A 25,087-nucleotide genomic window follows, 5' to 3' on the forward strand; every position below is an offset into this window, starting at 1 on the left:
GCACGATCAAGTCAACGGGGTAAAATTTAGCGACTGGGTAGAAATTGCCTTCTTAGGGGTCGGGTTGAGCGGTTTGCAACCGCTGGTAGAGGGCGGCGTAGGCGTCCGTCATGGAGGCGATTGAAAACCGATCCTGGACGTCTTTCTGGTTCGCCGCGCCCACCCTTTGGCACAAAACTTCGTCGGCGAAGAACCGCTCAGCCCGTTCGGCCATGGCGGCCGAATCGCCCGGCGGGAAGCCCTGCAACGACCGACGGTCCAATTTGGCCGTGACCGGATCCTGTGCTGGCACCTTCTGGGGCAGCAGCTCGTCGCTTCCTTCCACCAGGGAACAGACCACGGGCCGCCCCGCAGCCATGGCTTCCAGCATCACGTTGGGCATCCCTTCGTAGTGGCTGGGCAACAGGACCATTTGCGCCGCCTTCATCAGCGGCGCCACTTCACGCTGCCAGGGTATCAGCTGAATCTGGTCCGAGCCGACGGAATCTGCCCAGTCTTGTAAGGACGATCGAAGCGGACCATCGCCGACCAGCAGCAATTTGTGATCGGCGGTCGCGAACAGTCGTTGGGTCTGCTTGCGAATCAGTTCCAGCCCCTTCTGAGGATGGAAACGACCGACGAACAACGCGACTTTGGACGCGGGGTCCCAACCAAGTTGTCGCCAATCGAAGGGTTCGGCCGAGGCGAATCTTGTCACATCGACTCCGTTGGGAATGGTCACGCACTTTTGCGGATCGACGTTCAACCGATGGATCACGAACCGACGCACACGCTCGCTGACGCAAGTCACTCGATCCATTTTCGCCGCCGCACGACGCTCGATGTGGCAGCGCCACGCAATCGACTCCGCCACGCGGACGCCGCCGATCCGGAACGGGACGTTGGATTCCGCGGCAGCAAACGTGCCCAGGCAATTGGCGTGGAATAGAAACGTCTGGCACAGTTCTGGCGGATCTTGACGCAGCAGCCGTTTGAGCCAACGCATTGCTGATGGCAAGCGGATCCAATGATCGAAGCCGCCGAAGTGAACGGCAAGATCTTCGTCTGCCAGCCGGTCCGCCAGAACACCGCGGTCTCCCACGGGCGGCGATCCGATCGAAAGCACACGCACTTGATGGCCTTGCCGCTGCATCGTCAAAGCGATCTCGGTCAACGCCTTTTCGGCGCCGCCCATGTTCAGCTCGGTGATGACAAAATCGATTCGCATGCCGCAAGCATACGGGATCGGAACCGGTTGGGAACCAAAGCTCAGTGTTGATCCAAAGCCCAGTGTTGCTCCAAAGCCCAGTGGTGATCCAAAGCCCTTCGGTCTTCGCCCAACCGGTGCAACCCGACCCGAACCGGCATGCTTCAACACCGGAATGTCGGAATGGCGCAATCGGTCGCTGGCATTGCGGGCGAAAATAGCATTGAGGCGGCCGACGAACGAGCGGCCGATCCCGAACCGCTCGAAGCAGAAGTTGGAACGATGAGTACGTTGCCCAGCCTGACGATTGAGTCCGTGCATGGCGTGAAGTTCACGCTGACCGTTGGCCGCGACGCGGCGGCACCCAAGTCGAACCCTGCCCCACCGTCCTCGGACGCCTCGCAGGACTCACCGGCAGACCGGCCGGGCGGCAAGCCGTCCGACCGCAATGGCCCGGGGTGAACGGCGTGCGACCGAGATCCGCTGAAGGCGCGGCCGGGTGAGCGACCACGGGGCGGGGCCGAGCATGAGAGTCGGTGCGAGTGTCGCGACTGCACGGGGTGCGGTCCGTCTCCATCGCTCCCGCACGATCATTCCGCCTCTCGCTCCGCCACCGCGATTGTATGGTGGGTGTAATAATCACGTCACCAACCGCCGCCTTGCGCCCCGTTTTCGGGCGATAAGTCTTTGTGCTCTCTATAGTTCGGGCGATTCCCCCGCTGCAGGTCACAGTTTGAGCCGTAACCCGAATTCTGCGAAGCTATCTTGTCCGCGGGGGCTCTGGTGGAACAATCAGGGATAGCCGCTGGTTTGGGCCATTCCGCGAACGATCTCCGCGCGGCGACGTCCAGACGCTCGAGCCGCTGACGATCGACGTCCCGCGTTTTCTGCACACGAGTCTTCTTTGATGACTACCGCAACGCCGCCAAAACAGAATCGTCGTCCCAAGACCCGCCACGGTTCCGACCGGGTGCCTCATGCCGCCAAGCTGTATCACAACCTGGTACCTGCCTACCAGGCGTTGTGGCCCGCGGTTGCCGGCAGGAACATCCGCTCGGCGATCGCTTCGGTGGACATGCCGGACGGCGCCTCGGTGTTGGAAGTTGGCGTGGGAACCGGTCTGGCGCTGCCGTTTTATCCCAAGAACATTCGCTTGACGGGAATCGACCTGTCCGAGGCGATGTTGGCGGAGGCGGAGACGCTGATTCAGCGCCGCGGCTGGGATCACATGTCGGTCCGGCCGATGAACGCGGAGCACCTGGAATTTGACGACAACCAGTTTGACGTGGTGACCTCGTTTCACACCGTCAGTGTGGTTTCGGACCCGGAAAAGATGATGCGCGAAATCGTGCGTGTCTGCCGACCCGGAGGCAGGATCTTGATCGTCAATCATTTCCGCAGCGAGAACCCGTTGATCGCCCGCGTGGTCGATTCAGCAGGCAACGTGACGCGACGCCTGGGCTGGCGGACCGATCTGGAATTGCAAGAGATCGTTCATGAGTTGCCGATCCGAGTGGACGCCCGTTATAAGCCCAGCCCGTTCTCCTTCTTCACCATCATGCAGGCCACCTGCAAACCCGATCAGGTTTCCGTCTGATCGGTCGGCTATTTGGTTTTTTCATTCTGGATGTTTGTGACCAGCGACGACGCGTTTCGCCACTTCACCCTCCCGCTCGGAAGTCGTGCAGCTTTCTGAGTCGGCAAATGACGTGTTTTTTGAGATCACCCTCCCTCCGGGAGGGTCAAAGGTGAGGCACGAGCCTTTGGGGAGGGTGTCTACGACAACCAGATGAAATCAAGCATGGCCGCAATGCCCCTCCCCGCGTCGTCGCAAGCTCCTCCGCGACCCTCCCGGAGGGAGGGTGAAGTAGTAAAGCTGCACGACCTCCTCGCGGGAGGGTGAACCAGAGATTGCCTGGCATTGATTGCTAGCTGGACCTTTGCGGAATTGACCCAAACATGCAGGGCGGTTGAACCAGTTATCGGAACAGGGTCGCCGTGAAGTAGCCACGCTCGCCAGTGCGCGGAAAACTTAGCAGCGGCACCGTTTGGCGACGATCACTCCATCGCAGAGCCCCGCGCAGGCTCTGCGTCACTGCAGGTGATCCGCGTACACTCGAGCGACATCGCCCATGTAGCCTCGGTCGGCAAAGCGAACGGCCGACTCCATCTGCTTTCGCGCCTCCGCCTTTCGGCCTTGGGCGTCGGCGAACAGTCCCAGGTACAGGTGCCCGTAGAACCGAGCGGAACGGTGTGCCGCATCGGATGCTGCGATCGCGTCCATCCGCCGGGAGACTCCGTCGGGATCGCCGGTGCGCAGCATTTCCAGCACCTCGTCCATTGGTTCACGAAGGTCCCCCGGCGCCGGCAAGAGCAGTTGTTGAGCTTTTTCCGGGGACTCCTTTTTAGCGACGCAGAGATAGTGCCAGGCGGCATTTTCGACGTCGTTGGGGTTCACCTTTCGGTGGACTTCGAACTGCTCGGCGCCTTCGGCGTACTTTCCCGCAAAGTACAGCGAGATGCCGCGCTGCCAGAGGTAGGGTTTGTCGTTGGGGCTATCGTCAAGGAATTGGTCGAAGAGCTTGACCGCCCGGTCCGGATCGCCAGCACGAAGCAGCAGATCGGCGGTGGCGGACCGCAGGTTTCGAGGGACCGGTTGATCGGCAAGCTGGCGGGCCAATTGCAACGCCTCGGTCCGATGCCCGCGGCGGAGTTCCGCCGTTGCCGACTTCAGCAACTCGATGGGCGCCGGCGGCGACGCGTCTGTCGTGGCGTCGCTGTCGGCAGATTGGGCGGCGATGTCCTGCGCGCCCAACCAGGCGATCGCCAGCAGCACGCACATCAGGCGGGGGATTGATTTCATCGGTCCGGTGCGAATCAGGTGGAGTTACTTCGCCACGACTTCCAGCAATTCGATGGCCGGGACCCCGTTGCAGTAAATCAGCGCGGTCCGGCCGAAAACGGTTTCGCCGACGTCACAACCGAGCAGCTCTGCCAGTGAGGCGCCGGCCCGGATGGCCCACAGCTCGCAAAGTTGAACCTCCCGGAGGACGTTGTGTTCGATCAGCACGCGTCCCAGCGGGGTTCGCTGCGATTCAATTTCCTGCCAGACTTCCTTGTCCAAGGAATCGACGTTCAGTCGCACGATTCCATACTGCACGACGCGACCGGTCTGTTGCGTCTTCAGCGTGATCTCTCTCGCGTACCAATCACCCGCGTCGTCGCGCCGGCGATGATGGCGGTGGACGACGACATCGACCTTTTCACCATGGTGCGATTCCACGGTGACGGTCATGTGTTCGTGATGATTCAGCAACGCGTCGTAGGGCGGGTCCAGGGTCCGAACGGACACGCAGGAGCCCCACGACTGGAAATCCGAGTCCGCGTCATAGAACTCCCCCAGCAAATCTTCGATCTTGACTTTGGAATCGTCTTTGGAAAGCCCGGTAGCCATCAAGTCACTCGCGACGCGATCGTTGAAAAAGGGTTGGAAAGCTGGGATGCGAAAGTCAGACGGCCGGAGCGACGATGCCCAGAGAGACGACGCTGGGCGAGGCGATTTCGGGCCGTTCCAGCACGGTGTCCACGAGGAAGTAAAGCAGACGGCGGAGAGGTTCCGGCTCCAAGTCGTCGGCCACCTGCTCGGCCCGTTGTTGGTGCTTGTCGACCAGTCGGAACGCGGTGTCAAACACACCGGCCCGATCGTACAGGCGGCGAACCGCGGCCAGCCGGTCGAAATCCGACATCCCGCAATCACTGCCGGCCAGACTCAACAATTCCTCGCGATCTGCTCCCTCAAGTGATTCCAACGCCAGAGCCCACAGCAAGGTCGGCCGCCCTCCGAACACGTCGCCGCCGGCGATGAGTTTGTTGTGGTCGTCCCCGGCAAAATCACCCAGATCGTTCAGGATCTGGAAGGCGACTCCCAGGTTGCGGCTGAACGTCCGAATCGCATCACGGTAGCTCGCCGCTTGTTCGGCCTGGTCGTCGCCGCAACCCAGTCGGACACCGCTGAATAGTGCCGCTTCAAAAGCCGGCGACGTTTTCAACGCGTAGATTTTGAGCGCGTCCAGTGGCGTCAATTCGCGATTCTTCCCGTCTCGCCACAACAATTCGGCTCCCTGACCTTCGCCGAGCCGCGTGTGGGCTGCGGCCAGGCAATCCAGCACTTCAATCTGAGCCTCGGCCGGGACCGAGTTCATCGCACTGCGGTCGCTTAACAAGCGATACCCCAGTCCCACCAGGTAGTCGCCGACGTTGATCGCGGTGGGAACGCCGAACGTTTTGTGCAACGACGGTTGACCGTAGCGGTACGCGTCGTCGTCTTCGATGTCATCGTGGACCAAGCTGGCCTTGTGGAACGTTTCAATGCTCATCGCAGCGCGGCGCACCGCGTCGGGCATGCGATCGATCGCCTGATCGGCGTCGCCACCGGTGCAATCTCCACCGGTCATCGCATCGTAGGCCGCCATGGTGATGAACGGTCGCGAATGTTTACCGCCGCGGGTCAAGAAATCGTAGGCGATGTGCTCGGTGGCCTCGATCGCGTCCATGGCTGCAACCGATTGGGCGCTTAGCTCGCCGGTTCCAAAGTCCGCCTTGCCGCGTGATCGGGGAATGACTGCTTGAATCGATTCGGGTGCGAACAGGTCGCTTGCGGCCCGCATCAGGTGCACGTAGCTGCGAGTTTGTTGGCGCGCCGGTTCGTACGGGGTGCGGATCATTTCGTCGACCCAGGGTTCGTCGACTTTGGTGTTACGGCAATCGCTGCTCAAAAGCGGCACGGCCATGCAGGGGATGCCGGCCAGCAGTACCTTGTCGATGGCTTTTTCCAGCACGTTCAGACAGGCAACGCCGACGACCGCATCGACGTAGCCGCCAACGATGATCTTCATGACCACCGGGGACCCTTCGGCGACCAGCACGCGGTATCCCATTTCCTCAGCCAGGCCGCGAAAATCGGCAATGCTGCAGGCCCCGCACTCTTTGCAGTTCATGCCGAATTCGTCGTAATCCGCTGGACAGCCTTCGGCGTGTTTCAGGCAGTGGGGCAACAAGAACAATCGGCGGTGTGGCGGCACGCCGCGAAGTGCATGACGCCAGAAGGCCGAACTGATCATGACCATCATCCAACCCACGTAGGACTCCGGAAGATCCGCTTCTTCCAGGGTGCGTCGGGCCACCTGTTCCAATTCGTCCTTGGTCATCGGAACGCTGCGATCGAGCCGATCGGCGACCTCCTCGCAGCGTGCCTTCAAGCTCTCACGCATCTCCAGCGTTTCAGGGACTTCCTTCAAATGGCTGGTCTTGCGGCGTTTGCTGCGTGAAGGCGCCGACGAATCACCATCGGAGGGTTTCGACGCGGTGGCCGATGCCGGGGACGATTCGGGATTGGCGTTGCTGGAAGCGGTGCGGCTGAATCCGGTCGACAAACCGATTACCTCTGGGCGGGACGCTGGGGGCGGGGCGGGTGAATCACGATGTGCATTCGAGTCGATGGTGGCCGTTGCGATCAAGAGACCGAATTTGGGCGGGAGCCATCGAACCGGTCATTTTGGCCAATCGGCATCGTACACGGGGTCGGTCGCACGAAGAAATTTTCCGAGGGCGGCAGCGGTGAAAATCAGGGGATAAAGTTGTTCGTGGTACCAGAGCTTTGCAAAGTAAAAGCCGATCGGCCAAGCGACATGATGGCGGCGGTCAGCGACGCTGAGCGAGAGAAAATCGACCCCCCGCAGTATAGCGGCGTCGACGGCGGCGTTCCCAGCAGTCGTCCCTGCAACGCGACCGGTCGGATCGGACGGGGCCGAGGCCGAGCGTGAATCGTCACCCAGGGATCGCTCCGGCGTGTTTCGATCCGGACCGCAATTTACCGCGTCGCGTTCTCCTGCGCCACGCTCCAGCAAAACGACCGTCGCCAGCGCTTCGACCGCCAACGCCGATTCTTCCACACTGCTGACCAGTCCGGAGGGGATGCGAGGCTGCAGGTCGGCAATCGCCTGGTCGGTTTCTGTCAGCTGCCGGATTTTTTCGCCGACGGATGGTCCGCCCCCCCAGCCGCCGTCCGGGTTTTGGCAGCCGAGCAAAAATTCTTTCGCCGCCCGCTGGTCACGCGGGGGAAGTTTGCCGGAAATCAGCACTTTGGCGGTTCCGTAAATCGGGTTGGATTCTTCCGGATGATCCTGGTTGCCAAACCACAACGGGAGAAAACTGCCGTCGGCGTGTTGCTGGTGCACCAAAAAGTGAATGCCTTTGCGGGACGCCCGTCCGCCGGCGCGGCCTAGAGCGGTCTCTGCCCCGCCCCGGGTAGCGACCTCGATCGCCCGCAGCGCATGCGCCGTCAAGTCGGTGCTGCTGCGGTCAAACGGAAGCTTGCCCCAACCGCGGCAAAAGGTGGGCCAGCCGCCGTTGCGGTTCTGCAATCGCAACAACCATCGCACGCCCGCCCGCGTCGCGTCGGACATCGCATTCCGAGTTGAGGGGCCGGCGAACCGTTTCATCCGATCGATCGCCAGCAGGGCCGCCGGCGTGTCGTCGCTGTCGGGGACGGCGCCCGACAAGTCGGTCCATCCCCACCCGCCCGGTTCGGCGCCGGTGAAGGGATGCCGCTGCCGGTGCTGACAATCCAGATGCCAACGTGCCAACGCGTCGCTGTACCACGCCCCGTCGTCTTCGGGATCGCTGGTCAACGCACCGATGGCCAACGAGGTCACCCAGGTCGCCAGATTCGTGTCGATCGGCCAACTGCCATCGGGCAGCATGGACGTCCGCAAAAACCTCAAGGCCTGTTGCACGACTTCCAGATCGCAGCGGCCCGTCGCCGCCAGGCTCATGACCACGAACGCCGTCAAAGGAGTCGCCTCCAGGTAGCCGCCACTTTCCGGTTGCATGTTCCGCAACACGCGGAGCGTGCGATCCACGGACAAGGTTCGGATCAGCCGCAGCGGCAACAACGCCCGTCGTCCGAGAAAATGTCGGGCCTGGCCGATCGCCACCAAGGCGGGGATCGCGTAGCTGACCACCGGCATCCGCAGAAAGCGATACATCGACTGCGGAAAGACCGCTGCTTCAAACGGCAGCGCCGCCACGTCGTCCCAGGAGATCAAGCCGGCGATGGCCAAATTGTTCATGATCGGAACCACGAACGTCTTGTCTTTGCCGTACCGCCGTTTGAGCCCGTCCAAGCGACCGGCACGGTCCAGGTAGGCGTTCAGCTGATCGATTTGCGCATCGTCAAGCGTGGCCTGGCCGATTTTTCCGGCCAGCGTCGAAGCGGCCAGGACCAGATAACTGGTGGCGACGTTGGAGTGGCTGCGGTCGGTGTCGCCAAAACCGCCGTCGCCGTTTTGCTGGGTACGCAGGTGGGCGATGCCCCGGCCGACCATCGCGCGCAATTCGGCATCGTCGTTCGGCCCAACACCGGGGGCGCGATTCAACACGACCGCGGCGAAGGCGCTGACCGCGGTGGCGGTGCTGAGCGCTGAAGATGCCAATTGGCCGGTCCAGTGGCCCGAGTCGTGACGCGCTTGCAGCAATTCCTGCCGCACCTGATCCAAGGTCTGGCGTGCTCGCTGTCGAACCTGCTGGCGGGAGTCAATCTGGGTGCGTGTCGTCATGCGGAAAGTATATCCGAATCGCAATCCTGCTAAACTGAACCGTAGCTTTGTGCCGGATGCAAACTCGCCAGGAAAGTAGGGATGGATCGAGACGAATCAGTCACGCGCTCACTGTTGATGGGGCTGAGCGATGAAGGGCTGCAAGAAATCCTCTCCGCGTTCGTTCCCCGCAGCTACGAAGCCGGATCGACGATTATCCAGGCCGGCGATCCCGGTGATGAATTGTTCCTGCTGGCGGCCGGCAAGGTCCGCGTGTGGTCCGGCGAAGGGCCGGCGGTTGCTGAGCGAACGTTAAGTGTGATGGGGCCGGGAGAACACTTCGGTGAAGCGTCCGTGATTTCGGGGGGGCCGCGGACGGCGACGGTCACCGCGGTGACCTACGTCGAAACGTTGGTGCTTTCGGGGGAGGACTATCGGCGGTTGGTTCACGCCTACCCGCAGCTGCTGCAAAACCTCAGCCGTTCCCTGACCAAGCGGCTGTCGAACATGAACGTCTCGGCGGCGTTGGCACCCGAGCGTAAGCGCGGCGTCCATTCGCTGGCGATCATCGTCGATCACCCCTGCGGCTGGCCACTGGCCGAACAGTTGGTCGCCGAATTGCGCCTGGAGCGAGAATTGGTCCAGCCGATTCTGGTGGCCGATTCGGACCTGATGATTCCGCCCCGCGAATTCGATCGCGACGCGCTCAGTGTTTCCGCCGCGGATCTAGCCTACACCGTCGCCGAAAGGTCACAGCGTGCTTTGACCGTGGCAATCGCCAGCGGGCCAGCGGCTTCGGCGGCGGCGATCAAGGAGTCCAACCGAGTCATCTTCGCGGCGGAAGCCGTGTTGGGGCTTTCTCCACACGCCGCCCAGCAATTGGACTCGATCGCCTCGCACCGACGTCCGCTGGTGGCGTTGATGTTCCACGGAGAGACCTCGCCCCGCCCCGCGATGCAGATGGATGAACACCTGACCGTCCGTTGCCGGTACGAAGGCAGCGACGTCCAGGCCCGGTTCGATCACGCCTGCGTGACGCGATTGCACCGATCACTGGTCGGGAAACGGATTGGCCTGGCGTTGGGCGGTGGCGGAGCACGTGGGATCGCCCACATCGGCGTGTTGGAAGTCCTGGGGCGCAACGATGTGGTATTCGATTCGATCGCCGGAACGAGCGCCGGGGCAATCGTGGCGGCGGCCTACGGTGCGGGGTTCCAGCCGGCGCAGGTGGGAGAATTCTTTCGGCGCGAGATGATCCCTCCACCGATGATGCGGTCTCGGCCGGCAATGCGACGAATGTTCCTGTTGCACAGCTTTCGTGGCGGCCGGTTCGAAAGCAAGCTGCGCCGCTACCTGGGGGCCATGTCGTTCGAGCAAGCGGATCTGCCGCTGGCCATCACCACATTGGATCTGATCAGCGGCGAGCAGCAAATCCGACGCTCCGGCGACCTGGTGCAGTCGGTCCTGCAAAGCATCAACCATCCGGTCTTTGGGCGACCCATCGTCCACGACGGGCAGTTGTTGGTCGACGGCGGCGTGCTGATGAATGTGCCGGCGTCGGTGCTCCGGCGTGAAGGCTGCGATCACGTGATCTCGATCGATGTCGGATCGACGATTTCCACCAATTACGCCAAAGATCGGTACGGAAAGTTGCGTCGGCCCAGTTATTTGTCGACGCTTTTACGGACGATGGACATCAGCCGGCGACATTCCAGCGCCCTGCATCGCGAGGATAGCGACCTGATCATTATCCCCCAGACGTCCGACTTCCGGATCGAAGATTTTCACGCGGTCGATCCGCTGATCGAGGCCGGCCGGCTTGCTGGCGAGCAGGCGGTGGAAGACGTCAAACGCGTGATCGCCAATTTGAAACCGACCACCGACATCGCATGAGCTCTGATTCGTGACCCCATCACCCAACGACCGCTCGGAATCGTCAGGCGACGAGGCTCTCGTCCGTGAGATTCGCAGTGGTGATTCCCAGGCCTGGCAATCCTTGATCAACCGCTACGAAGGCCGCTTGCTGGCCTACACGCGGAATCGCATTCGGGATGCCGCCGCCGCCGAAGATATCGTCCAGGAGGCGTTCGTCGGATTCCTGGTCAGCCTGCCCAACTACGACGGGACACGTCCGTTGGAGAGTTATCTGTTTTCAATTTGCGCGTACAAGTTGACCGATCACCTGCGCCGCGAGGGACGCCGACCGTCGCTGCAAATGCATGCCCGCGGTAGCTCCGGCGGTGCGATCGATCTGCCCGGATCCCAACGCGTGGCAAGCTCCATCGCCCGGAGTGTGGAACGCAAACAGATCGAAGAAGCTGCGGTGCGCGAAGCGATGGAAGAGCAGATTCTCCGCTGGAAAGAATCCGGGAACTGGAGCAAGTTGAAGGCGATCGAATTGATGATCGTTCGTGGCTGGGGGAACAAACAGGTGGCCGAAGCGCTCACGCTGACTGAACAGCAGGTCGCGAACTATAAGAGCGACTTTCAAATCCGTTTGAAGTCCATCATCAAACGTTCGGAGTTGGACGAAGACGTGTTTCCCGAACTCTCCGAATCCTCCTGATAATCGTCGGCTCGCGGCGACGGCAGGGGGCTGCCGCCGCTTCCGCGGCTGGAGTCAAACAGCACTCTGACCCACGCGACGCCGTGGCTACCCGACCACGTACCAGCGAATTACCAGAAAGTGGCACAAAGCTGCGCTCATCACCATCAAGTGCCAAAGGGCGTGCAGGTATTTGGCTTTGCCGTCGTTCATCAGGACCAGCACGCCCAGGCTGTACAGCACGCCGCCCAGCAAGGTCCCCCAGGCGATTGCCGAGGGAACGTGGCCGTACATCGGGATCGCCGGCAGCCATCCCAGCAGCAGATAACCGACCGTCGTGATGTTGTTGACGCGGTGACGCATCAGCAGCTTGCCCGCGATGCCCGTCAGAGCCGCGACCCAAATGGCGATCAGCAGCGGCATTCGAACCGCGTCGGGTGCGAACCGGTAAATGATCGGGGTGTAGGTGCCAGAGATCATCGCGTAGATCATCGCCTGGTCCCACGCGCGCAACGTGTTCAGCATCGGTTGACGCAGAATCGAGTGCGACAGCGTCGAGAAGGCAAACGTCCCGAAGACGGAAACCAGGTACAAGCCGCAGGCGATCGTCAGCCCCAGACCTTCCGCTGATGCGGCGGACAACAGGGTCGCGCCCAGCAGCACGGTCCCGGCACATGCGATCGAGTGGGTGGCCGCGTTGGCCCATTCTTCGTCAGGGCGGACCGGAGCACCGGCATGGACATCGGCGTGCGGACGATTCTTCGTCAACGACGATCCGTCGTCCGGCGAGTCGCTGCAACAGGCCACGGGAAGCTGTGATTGGTGGATCTGCGACTCATCGTCGGATGTGTCGTTGGACCGCATCTCAGTGGCGGACGTTGCTGTCGACATTTTGATCGGTAACTCCTTGAAGACGGGCGATCATCAAAATCGATCCCGGGTTTTCGGGCAACCCACCGATTTTGTCGAGACCCCTTAAACCGCTTTTTATGGGGAGTCCTGGCCCCATCACAGAAATGAACGCTGTCGCCGCGCTCAGACGTCGTTCAGCCGGATCGCCGCGGCGGATTGCCTTGGGCAAAGCAAACTGCCCCTGAACGTCGGCACCGGTTTGAAAACCTTCCTCTGCACCCTAGCACCTTATCGAACCGAAAGCCGACGTTTATTCTTGCCGCCATGCAAGATTTGTGGCCAATTATCGCTTCGGTCCTGGGCGTCTTCCTGGTGATGGGGATCGGGGCGGCATGCCGTCACTTGGGATGGTTGACCGCCGAGGCGGATCGCACGCTGGCGAATCTGACAGCCAACGTCATGTTGCCGGCTTACTTCATCCACCAGTTTTCCCGGAGCGAGGAGATCGAATCGATCGCAACGGCTTGGCAACCGCCGGTGTTCGGGTTCGTTGCGACGGCGGTCGGGTTTGGCGTCGCCCTGTTGTTTGCCCGCACGTGCGGACCCTGGCTGGGGCTGACCACGGATGCCTCGCAGCGTGCGTTCGCTCTGTGTGCGGGCATTTGCAACTACGGCTACATTCCCCTGCCTTTGGCTGAAGAGTTCTATCCTTCGGCGGTCATCGAGCTGATTTTGCACAACGTCGGTGTCGATGTCGCGTTATGGAGTATTGGCATCGCGATCATCGGCGGGACCGCGGGCAGTGGATGGAAGAAGCCGTTGACTAGCCCGCCTCTGTGGGCCGTCATCATCTCCATCACGCTCAGCCAATTGTCACTGGTCCGCTACATCCCGGACCCGGTGTTATCCGCCATCGGAGCGCTCGGCGGCTGTGCCATTCCGCTGGGCTTATTGCTAAGCGGCGCGATCATCGTTGACTTTTTGCGTGACCGCTCCTGGCTGGGCGCTCCCCGAGTCGCGTTGGCGGCGATCCTGATCCGGCAAGGCTTGCTGCCGTTGCTGATGCTCGCCGCCGGGGCGATGCTGGTCACCCAAAACGACCTTCGCACGGTCGTGATGTTGCAGGCCGCCATGCCGGCGGCGGTGTTCCCGATCGTCCTGACCAAGCTGTACCACCGCGATACCGAAACGGCGCTTCGCGTGGTCTTGTGGACTTCGATCGCGGCGTTGGTATTGATCCCCATCTGGCTGGCAATCGGTGCCGCCTGGTTGGGATAAGCACTCGCATCAAGCCACGCACCGTCGTGCCAATCAGCCGATTCGCTGGCGGTCGGGGTCAGTGCGGACGGGGTCAGGGCGGTCGGGATCAGTGCATGTAGCCTTGCGGCGAGAGACGCACGTATTTGCCATCCTGTTTCTGCCACAGTCCGGTGCGTCCAACGATCTTGCCGATGGCGGTCAGCGGGGCGGCGAGCGTCTCGGTTCGCAATCGATCGGCGTCGTCGGGGGAAACCGCCAACAGCAGTTCGAAATCTTCTCCATCGCTCCAGGCGTGCTGAAACGCGGTGCGACCGGTCTCGTCGGCCAAGGCGATCGCGTCCGGATGGATCGGAATTGCATCGGTGTCCAATTCGATCCCGACGCCGCTTTTGGCGCACATTCGATCCAAGTCCAGCGACAGCCCGTCACTGACGTCGATCGCCGCGTGCACGTCGGCCAACCGACGCACCTGCGTGGCCAGTTCCACCCGCGGCGTGGGACGCAAATGGCGTCCGCGAATGCTGCCGCCGAAACTGCCGCTGGCCAGCACGACGTCGCCTTCGCGGGCTCCGCTTCGCAGCCACGGCTTGCCCGAATCCACTTTGCCAAGGATCGTGATGCTGATCGACAAGGGGCCTTCGTAGGTGGACAGATCACCGCCGGCGATCGCGACGCCGAACGGTTCAGCGGCTTCCAGGATCCCTTCGTACACTTCACCGGCAATCCTGGTGGCGTTCTCGCGGGGCAGCGCCAGCGTGACGAGCGCGCTTTGCGGGGCGGCACCCATCGCCGCGATATCGCTCAGGTTGATCGCCATCGCCTTGTAGCCCACGTCGGCCAATTCACACTCGTTCAAATCGAAATCCACGCCTTCAATGATCTGGTCGGTGCAGGCGATGATCGAATTGCCGTCGGTTTGGATCACCGCGGCGTCGTCGCCGATGCCCACATCGACTTGAGGAAGATGGCGGGTGCGGCCGCGGAGGTAGGCGAGAAAGGACTGTTCCATGGGAGCGGAAATCGACCGTCGTTCGATTGTGCGTGGATGGGAGACAACGTGAGCGGCAAAAAGGGGCGAGCCGTGCCGGATGACGGACGGATGACCTACCGCAGAGAATGCGCGAGAATCAGCCGATCCCCAGTCCGCGCGTCCTGGAAAGCGAATCGGTCCAGGTCACGTCACAAGAGTCCAGTTCTCCTGCCGGCTGATCCTGAATCCGGGACAGTAGCGTTTTCAACTGGCCACGAGCACCGTCGACGTCCAAGAGCACCGAGCCGTCGGGTTCGTTGCGGACGAAACCATGCACGTCCAGATCACGGGCATGATGCATCACGGTGGCGCGGAAACCGACACCTTGGACCCGTCCGCAAAATCGTGCGATCAGCCGTTGGGGATTCGCGGAAGCGGCAGTCATGAGTCCATCGACTGGGGGCGGGGCTCGGTCGCGGGCGGTTCTTCGGCGTCGCGATCGGTGCGCTGGGCAACGACCAGGCACATGTCGTCAAACGGCGGTGCGGCTCCGACATGCTTGAGGACGGCGTCCACGATGCGATCCTTGATTTGCACGCTGCCGCCCCCTTCCGCGGCCAGTTTGCGGATCCGCTCGATGCCGAATTCGTTGTCCGAGGGGTCCATCGCTTCGTTGATCCCGTCGGTGTACATCAACATCACGTCGCCGGGATGCAGCGGCAAGGTCACCGCTTCGTATTCCATCCCCGTGTCAATCGCGATCGGCAATCCGGATTCTTCCGCCCCCGGTTCGGTGATCTCGCCCGTCTTGGCGATCCGAACGATCGGAGCCATGTGGCCGGCGTTGACGATGGTGATTTCATCGCTGCTTGGGTCGATCACGACCAGCAGGAACGTGACGAAACGTTCCACCGCCAAACGGCTCATCCGGTCATTGAGCCGCGCCACGGCGCGGGCAACGTCCGGTTCGCCGGCCAGGCAGAATCGCGTTTCAGCGGACAACTTGGCCATGAACATGGCTGCGGCCACGCCGTGCCCGACGACATCGGCGACGACCAGCCCAATCCGCCCGTCCGCCAGTTGGATGTAGTCGAAATAGTCGCCCCCGATGTGATTGGCAGCTTTGTAAAAGCTTTCGACCTGATAGCCGGGGGCGTGGAAAGGCGCCTGGGGCAGAAACGCCTTTTGGACATCGGTGGCCAACTTCAAGTCCTGCTCGACTTCACGCTGCTGCAAGGCCCGTTGGTGCATCAACGCGTTGTTGATCAGGATGCCGGCTTGCGTGGCGACGCCGGCCAGCAGATCAATGTCTTCCTCGACAAACTGCCCGCGTCCCCGCGTGGAGTCGATCTGGATGGCCCCGAAGCGATGGCCTTCCCCGTCGGACAGCGGCGCGCAAATCATGCTCTTGATGGAAAAGTCGGCGATCGATTCGCTGCTGTCAAACCGGCTGTCTTCCATCGCGTCGAACGACAGAATCGCTTCACCGGTCGACATCACGCGGCGGATGATGGTCCGGCTGATGCGAACGGTTTCGGTTTCATCACGCGACTGTCGCGTTTTGACCCACTTGGTCTGCAAATCGCCGTTGGCCGATTCCATCACGACGAACCCCCGGTCGGCCGAGGGGAAGATGTCGAACAGGCTGTCCAGAATCTTCGGCAGCACTTCGTCGAGCGCCAGGGTCTTGCTGAGGTTGCGGTTGATCTTCAGCAATGCTTCCAGCTTCGCTTCCGGTGTCGCACGCAGCTTCAGCCCGTTTCCGGACTTTTCGAATTCGACCTGGGGCGCGACCAGGCTGGAGGAGTCGTCGTCGACCATCACGACACCAAAATTGGTGCCGCTGAACGTCATCTTTGACTCGGCGGCGAATTCCGGAACGGAATCGCCGTGAAAAACCAGTTCGATGTCGCTGATGCGAATCCGGTCGCCTTCCCGCAGGATCTGGCCGCTGTTGAGACGTTGGCCGTTGAGGAACGTCCCGTTGCGGCTGCCCAGATCGAAAACCGAGAAATGGTCCCGTTGCCGAACCACCTTGGCGTGATAGCGGCTGACCGCCCCGGCATCGATATGGATCTGGCAGTCGGGATGGCGTCCGATGGACGTTTCCCCGTCGGTCAGTTCATAACGTTTGGGGGCGCTGCTGATCGAGCCGGTGTCTCCCAATTCGTCGTTCGAACTTTCACTCGGTCGGGTAGACAAAAACGCCATGGGAACGCTCGGCTGTTTCAACTGCGGACTTCTTGGTTGCGTGCCCCGGAGGGCGGGTGCGACCGGCTACTCGGATTCTTTCTCGCCCGGTGTCGGCACAGAGTTGTCTTCGTACTTGGCGTCGGGGATGGCCGAGGCGTCCTTGGTCCCCAGCACGCTGTGCCCGACCGGGAAAGACTTTTCGGCTTCTTCGCCGGCGTCCTGCGTGACTTCCTTTTCCGTGACCTTGGCGTTCTCGACGATCCGTTCGATCACCTTGCGCTCAACGATCTGATTGCGAAGCGCGTCCATTTGGCCGGTTTTCTCCAACCGGGCTCGGGTCCGACGCAGACTCTGGCCCGATTGTTGCGCGATCAAGGCGATTTCCGCATCGAATTCGCTCGGTTCGGCATCCAGCGATTCTTCTTCGGCGATCTGTTCCAAGACGAAGTGTTCACGCAGCGCCGACTCGGTCGACACGCGGGCGTTTTGCTGCAGGGCGTTGACGATGCCGCGGATCGTGGTGTCGTCGAATCCGTTGCGACGCATCTCCAGGATGCGACGCTGCAATTCGCGGTTGGTTTGCCGTCGCACCAGGTCTTCGGGCAACTCGAACTCGACCGAATCGGCCAGCAAGTCGGTGACCGTTTTGCGGACTTCCTGTTGGGCTCGGTATTCGGACTGACGCGTTAGCGAATCCTTGATGAACTCACGCAGTTCGTCTTCGGATTCGAAATCGCCCAGGTCTTCCAGGATCTCGTCGGTCAGTTCGACCTTCTCCTGCTTCATCACCTCGACCAATTGAACTTCCGCGACGATTTCGCGCGAGTCGCCTTCGGCGTCGTCCTGCCCGGCCAGCGTCACGGGGGTCGTGACGACATCGCCTTCTTTCTTGCCGGCCACGTCTTTGCCGAACTGTTCACAGATTCCGTCGGCCAGCGAAAGTTGCTCGGCCAAGTTCACTCGCTTTTCTTCCATCGTCGACAATACTTTGTCGCCTTCGCGGAACTTGATCGTCACCAACAGGCGGTCACCCATCTCGGCGGGTTCGTCGGTGGCTTCGAACGTGGCGCGTTCCTTGAGGACGCGGTCGAGCGCGTTGCTGACGGCTTCGTCGTCAATCTTTTCGACGCTCTTCGTCAGTTCCAATCCCTTCCATTCGGGCGTTTTGAATTCGGGCCGGACTTCGATCGAGAACTGGAAGGTGAACGGGCCTTCGCCCGGATCGGGGATCGAGTTGTAATCGAAGTCGGGTTCGCTGATCGCGGAAAAGTCCTGCGACTCGGTGACTTGGGACAGAGCGTCCATCAGCAGCTTGCCCTTGACCGCTTCGGTGACGCGTTCCTTGAACTGCTTTTCCACAAGCTGGCGGGGCGCACGGCCGCTGCGGAATCCGGGAACCTGAGCTTCCGGAACCAGTTCGTCATATTCCTTTTTCAGGTACCGTTTGACCTCGGATTCCGGCACGGTGACGACGACATCACGGACACAGGGTTGCGGCGACTTGACTTCGACTTCGACCTGAATCGGGGTCGTTTCTTCGGCGGCGTTGGGCGAATCGATGGACGTGGACATCCTGTGACGTACCTTAAGCGGGGACAGAGGTGAATTGGAAATGGACGTTGAAATTGGGCGCCGCGTCGACGCGTCTGCCGACGGCGTTTCTTTGGTTCAAGAAGGCGGTCGGTGACACCACGGAGGCCTGGTCAGTGCGCTGGCCTCGCGAGAGAGCAAACGGTGCACCGCGGCGGAGTCCGCTGCGGGGAAGCCCACAATTTATCCCGCACCGGCTAAAATCGGCAAGCCACACCGGGGATTTTGCCCGCGAAGTTTGCCCGCGAAGTTTGCCCGCCAGCGCGGGCCGGCCTGGTCCCTGCACCCGGAATCGCGGAACCGCCTGCACCCGGAATCGCGGCACCGCCGGGGCGGTCGAATCGCTCGACACGCTCGACGGCATGGCTGGTAGCACGGCTGGTAGCACGGCTGGTAGCAACGTCCGGCGGTATGGCCTGGCTGGTGCCGGGCGAAGGCTCATGTGCCGCTCCGCGTTGTTTTGAAAAACAATCCCGCTCAAGTTTGCGTCAGGGCTTGCCGAAATCAGACTTCTGTTGATAATTCGCTGCCTCGCTTCGGCGAGACTCTCTCAGTATGCGGCTGTAGCTCAGTTGGCAGAGCATCACGTTGCCAACGTGATTGTCGTGGGTTCGAATCCCATCAGCCGCTCTTCGCAGAAGGCACGTCCGGGATCGTCGGGCGTGCCTTTTGTGTTTCCAGCCCGTATCTTGTTCGCATTCGCCCGTTCGCCGATGCGGCGCGGGGTGGGCTCACGAGACTCACGAGATTCGTGCGGCGGTGTGCCGGAGTGTCCCGATGTGTGCGGCGCGGCTCTCTGTAGCGTGGCACTATGCGGGGATTGCTCGTGCTCGGGCGGGGCCTGCCTGATGCGTCTCTGCTCTGTCGGCCTCCGCTTCGCGTGTCATTTCCTTTTGCGGGGCTGCGTCGTGAGAGCGTCGGTCGCCAGGGTGACGAAGCGCGCCGGCTGGGCGCAACAGGTGTTCCTGATTGGGAGGGTTTTGCGGTGAATCAGCTGGGCGGTTTGTGGCGTGACACGTGGTGGGTCTGGGTGCTGTTCGTGGCGCTGACGGTCGTGTTGGGGCTGACGATCGGTTGGTTCTTTTATCTGCTGATCCTGTGTCTGCCGGTCCCGTTTGCCTACTTCGCCTTCAATCGCTACGACGAGCACGGCAACGAAAAGGCCGATTTGTAGTCCGCGGCCTCTTCGAGTCTCTTGCCATGGCGATGCTGCCAATTCCATGCTCTGGCCGACGCGACGACCCCGATGGCACGCTGTCCAGCCCGGCTTTGTCTGAAAACGGGTGGCTACGCTCGCCAGGGCTTGGCTTTCCACTGCGATTGCGACGGCAGGTACGGATTTTGCGAACGATCAGGCAGGCAAGAACCGGACAGCACCGCTTTGCGTGAGCCGCGTGGCGCTGGCCGCGGGTTTTCTTGCCTCCACCGGCGGCCAGCGTCTTGCCGCTCGTTGCTCGGCAAATCACGGTGCTTTTGGATTGAGGGAGGCGCTTTTCAACCAGGCGGATGAATGTGTCGGGGGGCGGATGTCGAGCCCCGATTTACTGAGCCCCAGCAGGTGGACTCGCCGTGCGGTCATGTGGTGCCGGCGGCGGAACTTGGGAGACTTGGGGGCTGGGGGAAGTGCCGATCTGCGGGCCGGCTGAACGGCAGTTTCGATTCGGCGAAACTTTTTTGAGGAATCGGCGAAGAGCCGTTGACGCTCCGGTGCCGCACGCCTAAATTCTCGCCCTCCCACGGGAATCCTGTCTCGCGGGAAACGGGGGCGGTTCATCCGCATCCCGCTGTTTCAACCACCCTCACATCTTACTTGGAACGCGACTGTGTCTGCCGGAGCTAACGAGGTCATTCGGATTCGTATGGAAGCGTACGATCACTCCGTGCTGGATCAGAGCGCCCAAGAGATTGTGGATACCGTCAAGCGAACTCACAGCGAGGTTCACGGGCCGATCCCGTTGCCGACGCGTGTGGAGCGGTACACTGTTCTGTCCAGCCCGTTCGTGAACAAGAAAGCTCGTCAGCAGTACGAGATTCGGACGCACAAGCGGCTGATCGACATTGTTCAAGCGACGGCGAAGACGATTGAGGCGTTGAACAAGTTGAGTCTGCCCGCAGGGGTGGATATCAAGATCAAGGCTTCGGCTAGATAGTAATTGGCTCGCCCGCCCGTGTCGTCTTGATTGGCGGCGTGTGGCAAGTCGGATTGAGTTGTCCGGTGCGAGCGGCTGTCCCCCCAAGTTTTAGGTTCGGTAATTCCGTATGGACGGATACCGGTCTCGATAACCTGAGTCGCGTCGTCGATTCACGGTTCGGGTCGGTGAGTTCAAAACCCACGTACGAGCGATGAATTCCGTGGCGAAAGCCGCGGCGCTAGAGCTATGTCACCATCAATACTCGGTCGCAAGATTGGCATGACCCAGATCTACCTGGAGGACGGCACGGTCGTTCCCGTGACGGTGGTCCAGGCCGGTCCTTGCCCTGTGCTCCAGATTCGCTCGGTCGATCGCGACGGTTACGCCGCCGTGCAGTTGGGTTTTGAAGATAAGCCGCGACGTCTCGCTTCGCGTGCCGAGCGTGGGCATGTTGCGAAGCTTGAGAGCAAGCGTAGCAAGTCGCGTGCTGCGGCCGGCGTTGAGCTGGTTGAGAAGGCGGGGTGTGAGCCTCAGCGTTTTATCCGCGAGTTCCGCGGGGAAACCGACTTGCAGGTCGGTGGCACGGTAACCGTCGAGAGTTTCGGCGAGGTCAAGCGTGTCGATGTGACCGGGACCAGCAAGGGGCGTGGTTTCTCGGGTGTCATGAAGCGGCACAATTTCTCGGGCCAGCGGGCCTCGCACGGCGTCAAGAAGGTGCACCGGCACGCCGGCGGTACCGGTTGCAGTGCTTCGCCCAGTCGGTTGTTCAAGGGCCGGCGGATGGCCGGTCAGTACGGCAATGCGAAGATCACCATGCGGAACCTGGAGTTGGTTCGCGTCCTGGCCGATGACAATCTGTTGCTGATCCGCGGAGCGGTTCCCGGCCCCAATGGCGGGATGCTGTCCATTCGTCAAACGAACAAGGTGGGCTAAGTCCAATGGCAACACTTCCAGTATTTAACGAGTCCGGCGATGAAGTCGGCAAATACGAGATCGATTCCGAGGCGGTTGCCGACCGCGTCAGCAAGCAGTTGCTGCACGACGCCGTGGTGATGTACCAGGCGAACGGTCGTCAGGGGTCTCACAGTGCCCGGACCCGCGGCCAGGTCAGCGGTACCAACAAGAAAATGTACCGTCAGAAAGGGACCGGCCATGCTCGTGCTGGTTCCAAGCGAACCAACGTTCGCCGTGGCGGTGGCGTGGCTCGGACGATCAAGCCGCGTGACTACAGCTATCGGCTGCCGAAAAAGGCTCTGCAGCGTGCGACGCGGATGGCGATCCGCAGCAAGATCGACGACGGCGAAATGATCGTGATCGATTCGTTGTCGTTTGACGCGCCCAAGACTTCGCGGATGGCGGCGGTGCTGAAGGCGTTGGGCCTGGGGGCCACGACGACACTGGTTGCGACCGCAGAGTCCGATGCGGCGCTTTACAAGAGTGGCCGGAACATCCCTGGTGTCGACGTGCAGCCGGTGCGGCAGCTCAACGCGCTCACGGTGCTCAAGCCCAAGCGGATGCTGGTCACCAAGGCGGCTTTGGATCGGATCAAGGACGGGACGTTTGCTGACAGTTCGGCCGTCTAGCGTCTCGCGGCATCCCTCACCAAGACATCAAAAGAATTTGTGCGATGGCAAGAATTCAGCCCCCGGCCAAGCCGGAAACCAAAATCAAGCTCGAGCCGCACCAGGTGTTGTTGCGTCCGCTCGTGACCGAGAAAGGCGTGCACCGTGCGACTCGCCACAACGAGTATGCGTTTGAAGTGCACCAGTTTGCGACCAAGCCGGAAATCAAGGCCGCGGTCGAGAAGTTGTTCGACGTCAAGGTCGACAAGGTTTGCACGCAGAACCGCAAGGGGAAGTTTCGCCGGACGCGGAACGGGTTGGGGCGCACCTCCGACTGGCGGCGGGCCATCGTCCACCTGCACCCGGATCACAAGATTGACTTCTTCTAAGCGGCCGGCTTCCCGCCTCCGGGGAGCCTTCGTCGCCGAAGGGTAAGCCACACGGCTTCGCACACAAAACGTTTTACCAAGTAGCCAGATAGAAATCAGCGATGGGAATTCGCACCTACAAACCGACCAGCCCTGGTCGCCGGAATGCGACGGTCAGCGACTTTGCTGAACTGACGCCGGGTTACCAGGTCGAAAAGTCGTTGCTGAAGCCGAAGCGTAAGACCGGTGGACGGAACAACCAAGGCAAGATCACCGCGCGGCATCGTGGCGGCGGTCACAAGCAGATGTACCGCGTGATCGACTTCCGGCGCGTCAAAGACGACATGCCGGCGACGGTTGACTCGGTGCAGTACGATCCGAACCGATCCGCGAGAATTGCACTGCTGAAATACAGCGACGGCGACAAGACGTACGTGGTTGCACCGGCCGGGTTGAAGGCCGGCGACACGGTCGTCAACGGAGCCGATGCCCCGCCGACGTTGGGCAACTGCCTGCCGCTGAAGAACATCCCGCTGAGTACGACGGTCTGCTGCATTGAGATGCGGATCGGTGGCGGAGCGGTGTTGTGCCGTTCGGCCGGCACCGGTGCGGTCCTGATGGCACGCGAGGCCGATTGGGCTCAGTTGCAACTGCCCAGCGGGGAAGTGCGTCGGGTTCCCAGTCGTTGCCGGGCGGTCATCGGGCGGGTCGGAAACAGCGAACACATGAACGTGGTGTTGGGCAAGGCCGGGCGGGCCCGTTGGTTGGGCCGTCGTCCGCATGTCCGCGGAACCGCGATGAACCCGATCGATCACCCGCACGGTGGTGGTGAAGGTCGGACCAAGGGTGGTCGTCACCCGGTCAGCCCGCAGGGCAAGAGCGCCAAGGGCGGAGCAACCCGTCAGAAACGCAAGCCCAGCAACACGGCGATCGTCCGCCGCCGCAAGAGCAAGCGGTACGGCCAACTGAAGATGCATCGCTAGGAAACAAGACGCTTTCGGGAGACCGGAAGCCACCCCCGTAGGTAGCTGAGAAACGATGAGCCGCAGTAGCAAGAAAGGCCCCTTTGTCGACCCGAAGCTGTTCTTCAAAGTGCAGAAGCAGGCCGACGAAGGAAAACGGACCCCGATCAAGACTTGGGCGCGTTCGTGCACGATCGTTCCGGAATTCATCAACATGACTTTCATGGTGCATGACGGACGCAAGCACGTTCAGGTTCAGGTCACTGAGGACATGGTCGGTCACAAGCTGGGCGAGTTCGCTCCGACCCGGACATTCAAGGGCCACGGCGGCAGGAGCAAGAAGTAGGTCGAAACCATGCCAACATTCACCGCAAGTCACCGAAATGCACGGATCAGCGCCCGCAAGGTGCGTCTGGTTGCCGACCTGGTGCGTGGCCAGTACGCCGATGAGGCGTTGGACACGTTGAAGTTCCAGCCCCAGCGTGGCGCCCGGATGCTTGAGAAAGTAATCCGCAGTGCCGTTGCCAACGCTCTGGATCCGGATCAGACCGAGGGTGCCCCGCACCGGATCGAAGATCTGGTGTTGACCGATGTGCGGGTCGATGGTGGGGCGATGTTTCGCCGCATGCGTCCGCGTGCCCGCGGAAGTGCTCACATCATCAAGAAACGCAGCAGCCACATCAGCGTCAAAGTGACGCCGATCGACGAAATTTAAGGCCCCTCGGAAACAGCAACCCAACGAGTCGTAAACGATGGGACAAAAAGTCAACCCGATCGCGTTTCGCACCGGAGTCACCCGAGGGTGGTCGAGCCGCTGGTACGCGTCGAAACAGGATTTTGCGGATCTATTGGTGGAAGATCGCAAGTTGCGAAACTTCATCACCAACCATCCCAAGAAGACCCAGTACAAGAACGCCGGGATCGACCGGATCGAAATCGAGCGGACTCGCGACGAAGTTCGCGTGATGCTGTACGTCGCCCGGCCCGGTTTGATCATCGGCAAGAAGGGACAGGAGATCGAGATCCTGCAGGCGGAACTGCAGAACCTGATCGGCCGCCGAATCAACCTGAAGGTGGAAGAGGTCGGGCGTCCCGAACTGCAGGCACAGCTGGTCGCCGAAGACATCGCCCAGCAGTTGCAGAAGCGATCGAGCTTTCGTCGGACGATGAAGCGGTCGCTGGAGCAAACCATGGACGCCGGCGCCAAGGGGATCAAGATCCAGTTGGCCGGCCGATTGGGCGGAGCCGAAATGGCACGCCGCGAAAAACAAAGCCTGGGCTCGATTCCGTTGAGCACCCTGCAGGCAAAGATCGATTACGGAACGACCGAAGCGATGACGCCACAGGGGCACATCGGTATTCAGGTCTGGATTAACCAAGGTACTTACGGAGACGACACCGATGGCGTTGATGCCCAAACGGGTCAAGCATCGAAAAAGCCAAAGAGGGCGCATAAAAGGTAGTGCGACTCGTGGTAACACGGTCGTCTTTGGCGAATACGGGATCCAGTCGATGGAACCCGGTTGGATCAAGGCGACGACCATCGAGGCCGGACGGATTGCGGCTCAGCAGTACGTCCGCGGTGAAGGAAAGCTGTACATCCGAATTTTCCCCGACAAGTCCGTCACCAGCACCCCGCTGGAAACGCGGATGGGGAAAGGTAAGGGTGAACCAGACTTCTGGGCCGCGGTCGTCAAGCCGGGGACCGTCCTGTACGAACTCGGCGGTGTGACCGAACAACAAGCCAAAGTCTGTTTCGCACGACTTGCCAGCAAGTTGCCGGTGAAAGTCCGTTTTGTCGAACGACGGACGTTCTGAATCGGCGATGCCGCCGGTGCCCTGATCGCCCTGCCATCGCGGTGGGCGTTCGAC

The 25,087-nt window shown here is 61.4% G+C and carries 25 protein-coding genes and 1 tRNA gene; 16 read left to right on the forward strand and 10 right to left on the reverse strand.

Annotated features, from left to right (window positions below; genetic code table 11):
• Window positions 1-52: 52 nt before the first annotated feature.
• Window positions 53-1,207 carry a glycosyltransferase gene (locus FYK55_RS21400; protein ID WP_161604668.1) on the reverse strand — a complete coding sequence of 385 codons (1,155 nt, stop codon included), beginning with the start codon at window positions 1,205-1,207 and terminating at the stop codon, window positions 53-55.
• Between the two features lie 138 nt (window positions 1,208-1,345).
• On the opposite strand from FYK55_RS21400, the gene FYK55_RS29215 reads away from it, so the two are divergent.
• On the forward strand, window positions 1,346-1,648 hold the full coding sequence (locus FYK55_RS29215) for a hypothetical protein (RefSeq protein WP_161604669.1): 303 nt from the start codon (window positions 1,346-1,348) through the stop codon (window positions 1,646-1,648).
• 445 nt (window positions 1,649-2,093) lie between these two features.
• A complete protein-coding gene (locus FYK55_RS21405; protein WP_150078665.1) occupies window positions 2,094-2,783 on the forward strand; it encodes a class I SAM-dependent methyltransferase in 690 nt (229 codons plus the stop codon).
• Between the two features lie 495 nt (window positions 2,784-3,278).
• On the opposite strand, the gene FYK55_RS21410 is transcribed toward FYK55_RS21405, so the two are convergent.
• The 4 genes from FYK55_RS21410 to FYK55_RS21425 all read right to left on the reverse strand — a co-directional run bounded on the left by FYK55_RS21410 (window position 3,279) and on the right by FYK55_RS21425 (window position 8,802).
• Window positions 3,279-4,049: a tetratricopeptide repeat protein gene (locus FYK55_RS21410; RefSeq protein WP_150078666.1), complete on the reverse strand. Its 771-nt coding sequence runs from the start codon at window positions 4,047-4,049 to the stop codon at window positions 3,279-3,281.
• Window positions 4,050-4,073: 24 nt separating this feature from the next.
• Window positions 4,074-4,640, reverse strand: a complete 567-nt coding sequence (locus tag FYK55_RS21415) for a hypothetical protein (protein WP_150078667.1) — start codon at window positions 4,638-4,640, stop codon at window positions 4,074-4,076.
• Between the two features lie 55 nt (window positions 4,641-4,695).
• Window positions 4,696-6,456, reverse strand: coding sequence for a polyprenyl synthetase family protein (locus FYK55_RS21420; RefSeq protein ID WP_150078769.1), 1,761 nt, complete (start codon window positions 6,454-6,456; stop codon window positions 4,696-4,698).
• A 279-nt stretch (window positions 6,457-6,735) separates the two neighbouring features.
• Window positions 6,736-8,802 (reverse strand): prenyltransferase/squalene oxidase repeat-containing protein, encoded by a 2,067-nt coding sequence (locus tag FYK55_RS21425; RefSeq protein ID WP_150078668.1) that lies wholly within the window; start codon window positions 8,800-8,802, stop codon window positions 6,736-6,738.
• Window positions 8,803-8,883: 81 nt separating this feature from the next.
• Between FYK55_RS21425 and FYK55_RS21430 the strand changes: the two genes are divergently transcribed.
• Both FYK55_RS21430 and FYK55_RS21435 read left to right on the forward strand, forming a co-directional pair.
• Window positions 8,884-10,674, forward strand: a complete 1,791-nt coding sequence (locus FYK55_RS21430) for a patatin-like phospholipase family protein (protein WP_150078669.1) — start codon at window positions 8,884-8,886, stop codon at window positions 10,672-10,674.
• A 10-nt stretch (window positions 10,675-10,684) separates the two neighbouring features.
• A complete protein-coding gene (locus tag FYK55_RS21435) occupies window positions 10,685-11,347 on the forward strand; it encodes an RNA polymerase sigma factor (protein ID WP_150078670.1) in 663 nt (220 codons plus the stop codon).
• Between the two features lie 87 nt (window positions 11,348-11,434).
• On the opposite strand, the gene trhA is transcribed toward FYK55_RS21435, so the two are convergent.
• A complete protein-coding gene (trhA, locus tag FYK55_RS21440; protein ID WP_235908874.1) occupies window positions 11,435-12,217 on the reverse strand; it encodes a PAQR family membrane homeostasis protein TrhA in 783 nt (260 codons plus the stop codon).
• Between the two features lie 285 nt (window positions 12,218-12,502).
• Between trhA and FYK55_RS21445 the strand changes: the two genes are divergently transcribed.
• Complete coding sequence (locus tag FYK55_RS21445; protein ID WP_150078671.1) at window positions 12,503-13,456, forward strand: AEC family transporter; 954 nt, start codon at window positions 12,503-12,505, stop codon at window positions 13,454-13,456.
• A gap of 88 nt (window positions 13,457-13,544) precedes the next feature.
• On the opposite strand, the gene FYK55_RS21450 is transcribed toward FYK55_RS21445, so the two are convergent.
• From FYK55_RS21450 to tig, 4 genes are all read right to left on the reverse strand, one after another.
• Window positions 13,545-14,447 (reverse strand): thiamine-phosphate kinase, encoded by a 903-nt coding sequence (locus tag FYK55_RS21450; protein WP_150078672.1) that lies wholly within the window; start codon window positions 14,445-14,447, stop codon window positions 13,545-13,547.
• A gap of 118 nt (window positions 14,448-14,565) precedes the next feature.
• Entirely contained in the window at window positions 14,566-14,853 is a 288-nt protein-coding gene (locus FYK55_RS21455) for an acylphosphatase (protein WP_150078673.1), read from the reverse strand.
• The gene (locus FYK55_RS21460; RefSeq protein WP_150078674.1) at window positions 14,850-16,619 is read right to left on the reverse strand and encodes a SpoIIE family protein phosphatase; all 1,770 of its coding nucleotides are present in this window, start codon (window positions 16,617-16,619) and stop codon (window positions 14,850-14,852) included. Before FYK55_RS21460 ends, FYK55_RS21455 begins: the two co-directional genes overlap by 4 nt.
• 66 nt (window positions 16,620-16,685) lie before the next feature.
• A complete protein-coding gene (gene tig / locus FYK55_RS21465) occupies window positions 16,686-18,173 on the reverse strand; it encodes a trigger factor (protein WP_150078675.1) in 1,488 nt (495 codons plus the stop codon).
• A gap of 575 nt (window positions 18,174-18,748) precedes the next feature.
• Here tig and FYK55_RS21470 point away from each other — a divergent pair.
• From FYK55_RS21470 to rplP, 11 genes are all read left to right on the forward strand, one after another.
• A tRNA-Gly gene (locus FYK55_RS21470) sits at window positions 18,749-18,821 on the forward strand.
• Window positions 18,822-19,071: 250 nt separating this feature from the next.
• The gene (locus FYK55_RS29805) at window positions 19,072-19,365 is read left to right on the forward strand and encodes a hypothetical protein (protein WP_235908875.1); all 294 of its coding nucleotides are present in this window, start codon (window positions 19,072-19,074) and stop codon (window positions 19,363-19,365) included.
• A gap of 649 nt (window positions 19,366-20,014) precedes the next feature.
• Entirely contained in the window at window positions 20,015-20,341 is a 327-nt protein-coding gene (gene rpsJ / locus FYK55_RS21480; RefSeq protein WP_147871869.1) for a 30S ribosomal protein S10, read from the forward strand.
• 261 nt (window positions 20,342-20,602) lie between these two features.
• The gene (rplC, locus tag FYK55_RS21485; protein ID WP_235908876.1) at window positions 20,603-21,256 is read left to right on the forward strand and encodes a 50S ribosomal protein L3; all 654 of its coding nucleotides are present in this window, start codon (window positions 20,603-20,605) and stop codon (window positions 21,254-21,256) included.
• A gap of 5 nt (window positions 21,257-21,261) precedes the next feature.
• Window positions 21,262-21,906, forward strand: coding sequence for a 50S ribosomal protein L4 (gene rplD / locus FYK55_RS21490; protein ID WP_150078678.1), 645 nt, complete (start codon window positions 21,262-21,264; stop codon window positions 21,904-21,906).
• A 44-nt stretch (window positions 21,907-21,950) separates the two neighbouring features.
• Complete coding sequence (gene rplW, locus FYK55_RS21495) at window positions 21,951-22,274, forward strand: 50S ribosomal protein L23 (protein ID WP_150078679.1); 324 nt, start codon at window positions 21,951-21,953, stop codon at window positions 22,272-22,274.
• A gap of 101 nt (window positions 22,275-22,375) precedes the next feature.
• Window positions 22,376-23,236, forward strand: coding sequence for a 50S ribosomal protein L2 (gene rplB / locus FYK55_RS21500; RefSeq protein WP_150078680.1), 861 nt, complete (start codon window positions 22,376-22,378; stop codon window positions 23,234-23,236).
• Between the two features lie 55 nt (window positions 23,237-23,291).
• Window positions 23,292-23,561, forward strand: coding sequence for a 30S ribosomal protein S19 (gene rpsS / locus FYK55_RS21505; RefSeq protein WP_150078681.1), 270 nt, complete (start codon window positions 23,292-23,294; stop codon window positions 23,559-23,561).
• Between the two features lie 9 nt (window positions 23,562-23,570).
• Complete coding sequence (gene rplV, locus FYK55_RS21510) at window positions 23,571-23,930, forward strand: 50S ribosomal protein L22 (protein ID WP_150078682.1); 360 nt, start codon at window positions 23,571-23,573, stop codon at window positions 23,928-23,930.
• A 37-nt stretch (window positions 23,931-23,967) separates the two neighbouring features.
• A complete protein-coding gene (rpsC, locus tag FYK55_RS21515) occupies window positions 23,968-24,678 on the forward strand; it encodes a 30S ribosomal protein S3 (RefSeq protein WP_150078683.1) in 711 nt (236 codons plus the stop codon).
• Window positions 24,626-25,033 carry a 50S ribosomal protein L16 gene (gene rplP / locus FYK55_RS21520; protein ID WP_261344960.1) on the forward strand — a complete coding sequence of 136 codons (408 nt, stop codon included), beginning with the start codon at window positions 24,626-24,628 and terminating at the stop codon, window positions 25,031-25,033. The genes rpsC and rplP overlap by 53 nt, the downstream gene beginning before the upstream one ends.
• Window positions 25,034-25,087: the final 54 nt, after the last annotated feature.

Origin of the sequence: Roseiconus nitratireducens (assembly GCF_008629675.1) — a bacterium.
Taxonomy (GTDB): Bacteria; Planctomycetota; Planctomycetia; order Pirellulales; family Pirellulaceae; genus Stieleria; species Stieleria nitratireducens.